This window comes from Klebsiella sp. AqSCr, from assembly GCF_008452795.1.
Lineage (GTDB): Bacteria > Pseudomonadota > Gammaproteobacteria > Enterobacterales > Enterobacteriaceae > Klebsiella > Klebsiella pneumoniae.
The window spans coordinates 1-2,617 of record NZ_MJDM01000018.1; the positions used below are offsets into that span (position 1 = coordinate 1).

The window sequence follows — 2,617 nt, forward strand, 5'->3', positions numbered from 1 at the left end:
GAAAACACAACCCGCTACGGGGGAGACTTACCCGAAATCTGATTTATTCAACAAAGCCCCGAACTAAAGAAGAGGTTGCGCGTGATTTACCACAGAAAATTGAAGTGGAAAGTTGCAAGCAGTTGATGTTGTCTGGAGTGCAAAAACAGCTCTACCTTTCGTCTGTTGCAAACTGGCAACAGCAACAGGCGCTGAGCGAAGGCATGCAGCAGGCTGGAACAGGTATGCTGGGGTTGCTACACCGATTGAAGCTTATTTGCGCACACCCTGCAGTTGTCAATCCAGAGCCGCGTTTTCGTGATAACTCACCCAAGCTTAACTGGTTGCTGAAAATACTCGCAGAAATAAAAAGCACTACGAAAGATAAAGTCATTATTTTTACTGAGCTTCGAGACTTACAGCGTGAACTTCAGCATGCGATCCATCAAAAGTTTGGTATCCGCCCTGTCATTATTAACGGTGATACCAGCACTAAAAGTAATAGTCAGAATAGCCGCCAGAGGCTGATCGATGATTTCCAGGTTCATCCTGGATTTGGGGTGATTATTCTCTCTACGGTTGCAGTCGGTTTCGGTGTTAACGTACAGAAAGCCAATCATGTTATTCATTTCACTCGTTGCTGGAACCCAGCCAAAGAAGATCAAGCAACAGATCGGGCGTACCGGATTGGGCAAATTAAAGATGTGTATGTTTATTATCCGACGGTGAGGGATCCCGAAATCACCACATTTGAAGAAACTCTGGATGACCTTCTGCTGCGGCGGCGTTCATTAGCAAGAGATATGCTGTGTGCAACTCCTGACTTGAGTGGCGCTGGTTTTGAGGACATTTTGAAAGGGGCGTTGGACTGACCCCGCCCCGGTAGACGATCCTGCCCTATAGTTGGCCTGGCGGCAGAGATGGAGTAGACCGCTGAATGTCAACGGTCGTGTAGAATACTGGTATCTCTGCGTGACAATCATGCGTCACGTGAGCCCAGCAGTGCCTGTAAGGCATGCTCCAGTTGCCGTGCATTATCTTCTACCGTGAGCCATTCTGGCGGTAGTTCATGGCGCTGGTCAGCGGTGGACTGAGGTGGTGTTCCCATACAAGCCTGTGGGTCACTTTCTTTAAGCGCAACAACGGCGGATTGACGGGCTAGTACCATGCAGCTATCCGACAACCACTGACAATACGTCATCACGACAGTTGGTGGTGGAGTATGGGTGTGTGACATGGCCCGGCTGAGACTTTCCGCTAATAAAAGGGAAGTCGCGTATACCCGGATTGCATGGCGGTCGTAACGCTGTGTGACGGTGGCAAGCCGCCCGGCGTTTAGCCGACCCCGTAGTGACCAGCGTTTACTGACCTGTGCTTCAGCTACAGCGGCGCGAAGAGCGGCCAGAGCGGCCTGAGCCTCTGAAAGCTGACTCAAAGCGGCCTCTGCTCCCTTACTGCTTTGCACCTCACAGGCTCGTAGCATTCGATCCAGTCCATTACCAATCTGACGCAGGAAGTCGGAGGTTGAACGCCCAATGTCGCTGAATGGATTAGACGTAAAGAGCACCTGGCTGAATAATAATCCGACAGAGGCTCCCAGCAGAACGTCCACTAAACGTGTACCGCCCGCGCTTTCAGGCCCCATGGCAAGAACCAGAGCCACCGATACTCCAGCCTGGATGGGGACCACCGGAGCCGGGCCGATGGCGGCGCCCAACAAAATAGCGAAGAACATACCAATGCTCATCCGCACCAGTGGATGAGTATCGGGGAGCTGCCACATCAACTCCCCCATCACGATACCGAACGTACAGCCAATAACCAGATTTCTGGCCTGTTTCAGGTGACTGGGTACACCCGGAGCAAGACATACCACGGCGCTGACGATGGCAAACGTAGGATGCTCATGTCCTAACAGCCATACCGCCAGTAACCATGCCAGCAGGCAGGCCAGTGCCGTAGCAAGCGCATCGCGCGCTGCCAGCCTCGCACGTGAAGGAAATCCAGTGGTGATTTGGCGCCAGGCCAGGCGTAGACGAACTAACCAATGCAACAGGAAACTCCTCAGCGATGATGCGCATGATGATTCACGGTTCTGGACGACCCGAACAGATGCCCGAAATAGTAGATCACATTGCGGGAAAAGGGGGCAGGATTATGCGTTCTGATGCTTCTCTGAGCATTGATATACCGCCGCCAGGCACTGACTACCAACATAAAATAAGATTATTTCAAATAAAATCATATTATTAACATAGATTGTCTACTAAGCAGCCTGTACCTTAATCTACAGTTCAAAAAAGGATATTGGGTGGTGCATGACTCTGCATGGAAGGTTTGTCATCAACGATGCGCATGACTCGCCGTTATCGTTTGCTGGGGCCGGAACATTTTTAGCGTTTTCTGGCGATGGTATTTATCGCAATCGAGGGGCTTGTGACATGAAGCCGACCGCAGGCCCGGTTCCGGTGGGTAAATACTGGATTGTTAATCGTCCTGAAGGTGGACTCCGATCGCACGTTAATGCCGGTGTTCGGGATCGTTACAACCAGGTCATGAATGGTGCGACGTTCAGGCGGCTTTGTTGAATAAATCGAACTTTTGCTGAGTTGAAGGATCAGATCACGCATCTTCCCGA

At 51.2% G+C, this 2,617-nt stretch carries 3 protein-coding genes; 2 read left to right on the plus strand and 1 reads right to left on the minus strand.

Annotated features, from left to right (window positions below):
* Nucleotides 1-851 (plus strand): DEAD/DEAH box helicase (locus BHE81_RS25520; protein WP_149888849.1); only part of this gene is annotated, 851 nt, incomplete at its 5' end.
* A 107-nt stretch (nt 852-958) separates the two neighbouring features.
* On the opposite strand, the gene BHE81_RS25525 is transcribed toward BHE81_RS25520, so the two are convergent.
* Nucleotides 959-2,032: an FUSC family protein gene (locus BHE81_RS25525; protein WP_004118212.1), complete on the minus strand. Its 1,074-nt coding sequence runs from the start codon at nt 2,030-2,032 to the stop codon at nt 959-961.
* A gap of 388 nt (nt 2,033-2,420) precedes the next feature.
* Here BHE81_RS25525 and BHE81_RS28980 point away from each other — a divergent pair, with 388 nt between their 5' ends.
* Entirely contained in the window at nt 2,421-2,567 is a 147-nt protein-coding gene (locus tag BHE81_RS28980) for a DUF2778 domain-containing protein (protein WP_232685507.1), read from the plus strand.
* Nucleotides 2,568-2,617 lie beyond the last annotated feature (50 nt).

Excerpts from the sequence above, each read along its gene's own strand:
- BHE81_RS28980 (WP_232685507.1), top strand. The coding sequence starts at position 2,421 with ATGAAGCCGACCGCAGGCCCGGTTCCGGTGGGTAAATACTGGATTGTT.